The organism is Priestia sp. KCTC 13724, assembly GCF_056820425.1.
In genome coordinates this window covers 1-3,327 of record NZ_JBXDLD010000092.1, presented here as the reverse complement: position 1 = coordinate 3,327, position 3,327 = coordinate 1, and the positions used below count along the sequence as shown (strand labels likewise).

Genomic DNA, 3,327 nt, shown 5'->3' with positions numbered 1-3,327 from the left:
TAGTTATCAAGAAATCAAACGTGAAGGCAGGTTTATTTTTAAAAAATTCCATAGGGTCTGAGTAGTTACTCTTTTTTGAAGTTAACATAGTTTTTTTCGAAAAAAAGGTTTCTTTTTAAAGAAAAAGTGTTATACTAGGTATATTATTTCTTGTTCGGTGTTAGAAATAGAAAGACTTTCTTTAAAGTGATTTTTATTGAAATTGAGCAGAGATAGTAATATATTCGTGGATTGTTCCACACAGGAGGTACTACAATGGTACAAGGTAAAGTAAAATGGTTTAATGCAGAAAAAGGTTTTGGATTCATCGAAGTTGAAGGTCAAGACGATGTATTCGTACACTTCTCAGCTATCCAAGGCGACGGTTTCAAAACACTTGAAGAAGGTCAAGACGTATCATTTGAAATCGAACAAGGCGCTCGTGGACCACAAGCTGCTAACGTTCAAAAGTAATAATTTAGAAGCACTCACTCTGTGAGTGCTTCTTTTTTTATCCAATTAATAGCTGATTCTCTTTCCAAAGAGCTGTCAAATTATGATCAGCTAAGCGTTGATGTGTCTCCTTCACACTAACCCACCGTTTTTGAACATAAACAAAACGTGTCTCTGGAATTTCAGTCCATATCTCTGGCATTGACTGCACGTTTAAAAGTACGAAGTTTGCTTCATTTCCCTCTTCAATTCCATATTTCCTTTTTCCAATTAATCTTGCTGGAATACTAGTAATCATTCGAAGAAGCTGCTTTTGTTCTTCGGGACTCCCCATGTGAGCAACATATCCTGTTAACAAGCCAATTTGTAATAAGTCGGCTTTTCCAAACGGATGAAACGGATCATGAACGTTATCTGAAGCGGTCGCTACGGGAATAGCTGACTTTTGAAGTTCCTTAATTCGCGTTACTCCTCTTCGAATAATTCCTCGGTCTTCACGCCCTTGTAAATAAAGGTTCGCAGCCGGAAGCGTTACGGCCCCAATTTTAGCATCACGCATTAAAGTTAAAATTTTCTGAACTTTTTCTTCGTCCATTCCTGCTAATGAACATAGGTGACCAGCTACTACTTTTCCCTCCATCTTATGAGCAATGGTTTGCTCTGCCAAATAAATGATCGTGTCGATATTAGGGTTATCACTTTCGTCAATATGCAAATCCAATGGCAAATCATACTTTTTAGCGAGAGTAAACAAGGCATCTATATCTTCGTTAGGATGACTAGCTAAATGAGGACAGCCTCCAATTGCATCAATTCCCAACTCTGCTGCTCTCTCAACTTTTCTCATAATATAGTCATCATGTGTGTTTACCGACCCAAACAATGGAACAAGCTGAATTTCCATATATGGACTGAGCTCATCTCGTGCATCTGCTGCTGCTTGAAGCCCTCTAAATAGAATATCTTCTTCTAATAAACAATTAAAATCGATATGTGTGCGAATAGCTGTCGTTCCATTTGCTAATGCCTGTAGTGCTGTTTTTACAATACGCTGTCTAATTTCTTCTTCAGAAAACAACGCAATGCTAGACGCATAGTTTTCAACTGCTTCAGATAGTGTACCAGAAAGGTTGGGCACTTGAGGTAAAGAGTGCGCTTTATCCAAATGCATGTGCATATCTACAAAACCAGGTAGCATAACTCTCCCTTGAGCGTCTAAAGCCGTTTCTTTCCCCAAAATATCTGCGTGCAGCTCTTCAAACTCATCATCTTCCATATAGCCGTTTTGTAACACAATTGAGGTATATATTCCATCTGTAATTTTCACTTCAAAAAGTGCATGATCATGAATTAGCGGTAATCGGACGTTAACCAAATGTAACAATCTTAACCCTCTCCTCTATAATCTTTTCTTTTTTTGCAAGCGATACTATTCCTTCAGCCTATCGGGAAGCTGAAGCTCTTGTTTGCACTAATTCGCTAAATTACCTAAAATACCTTCTTTTTCTTTCAATAAATCGGTTGATTACTCGACAAATTTAAGCAAAAAAAAGCAGTGTCCCCACACTGCTTACACAAAGAAAATGCTAGAAAATAGATAAATGTACTTCCAATGGTTAATGAGGGCTTGCAGAAATGCTAAAGCGTGTAGCTTCGTCTCCCTCCGCTAGCTTGTCTCCCCAGAAAGCTAGCGGCACACCCAACGACAAGCATACACAATAGATACAATAAGAAAAAGCCCAAAGCAAAGGTAGGCATCTCATAATAGATGAGCAAAAACCTACCCGCCTGGGCTTTTATCCCTTCGGTGTCATGCCGTTCTGTCGAAAACATTAAGCATGTAAATCGCTTGGACCAGACCTTTTCATGATGAAAAGCGGGAACCTAGATTTACTTTTTACTCATAGTCTTGTTATTTACGGTAACAAGGTAGAAACGTTCGATCCATATTATCAAACATATATGAGTGACCGTATTCAGCTTTTTCTTGATATAAAGATACCTCGTTTCGACATGCTTGTCAACAATAGAAACGAATATTTTAATTCACAATTAGTAATTCGTTCGTTTTTTATGTAAACTCAACTAGTTTTGGAGCAATTAATTTATTTGCTTTTCTCTCCCCACACATCTTCATAAATGAGATGTTCTAAAGAGCGGCGCTGAGCCCAATTCGCTTGCTCTAAAATCGGTTTTTCTGGATAATTTTCCGTATATCCGACGGACATGAGGGCTACAGGATCAATATGCGGTGGAATATTTAAAATGTCTCGCACATCATTTTTCTTATAAAAGCTCACCCATCCCATCGCAAGTCCCTCAGCGTAAGCAGCAAGCCACATGTTTTGAATGGCACAGGCCGTTGACATAATATCCGTCTCAGGTATTGAGTTGCGTCCTAGAACATGGGAACCGCCTCGCGTTGGGTCACATGTTACGCAAATCGTAAGCGGCGCTTCTTTCAGCCCTTGAATTTTCAACTCTAAAAATTTTTTTCCTTTTGGCCTTCATAATGAATAGCTAATGCTCGCCTCTCCTTGTCAGCTGCCCACGCTAATTTTTCTTTTACGCTATCAGATGAAATTAAAATAAAGTTCCAAGGCTGCATAAACCCGACAGATGGACCGTGATGAGCGGCATTTAAAATACGATTGATTTTTTCTTCTGATACTTCTTTAGATAAAAACGTTCGAACATCTCGTCGACCATAAATAGCTTTATATACTGCTTCTTTTTCTTCATGATTAAGCATGACTTTTTCACCTCAATTTTTTAACTAGGGTATGTCAATCTATGGATATTTAAGCCCTACTAGATGAAAATACAATAAGGAGCATTCCTGTTAGAAGGATTTTCGGGGACTTGAACAAAAAAGAGCCCTCTTGGTATGATACG

At 38.5% G+C, this 3,327-nt stretch carries 2 protein-coding genes, 1 pseudogene and 1 riboswitch; of the genes and pseudogenes, 1 reads left to right on the top strand and 2 read right to left on the bottom strand.

Annotated features, from left to right (window positions below; genetic code table 11):
* Nucleotides 1-255 precede the first annotated feature (255 nt).
* Nucleotides 256-453: a cold-shock protein gene (locus AC1UFB_RS13665; RefSeq protein ID WP_025908246.1), complete on the top strand. Its 198-nt coding sequence runs from the start codon at nucleotides 256-258 to the stop codon at nucleotides 451-453.
* 37 nt (nucleotides 454-490) lie between these two features.
* On the opposite strand, the gene AC1UFB_RS13660 is transcribed toward AC1UFB_RS13665, so the two are convergent.
* Both AC1UFB_RS13660 and bluB read right to left on the bottom strand, forming a co-directional pair.
* A complete protein-coding gene (locus AC1UFB_RS13660; RefSeq protein ID WP_076512557.1) occupies nucleotides 491-1,816 on the bottom strand; it encodes an amidohydrolase family protein in 1,326 nt (441 codons plus the stop codon).
* Between the two features lie 500 nt (nucleotides 1,817-2,316).
* A riboswitch (purine riboswitch) is annotated at nucleotides 2,317-2,418 on the bottom strand.
* Between the two features lie 119 nt (nucleotides 2,419-2,537).
* Nucleotides 2,538-3,184: pseudogene (gene bluB, locus AC1UFB_RS13655) on the bottom strand (5,6-dimethylbenzimidazole synthase).
* Nucleotides 3,185-3,327 lie beyond the last annotated feature (143 nt).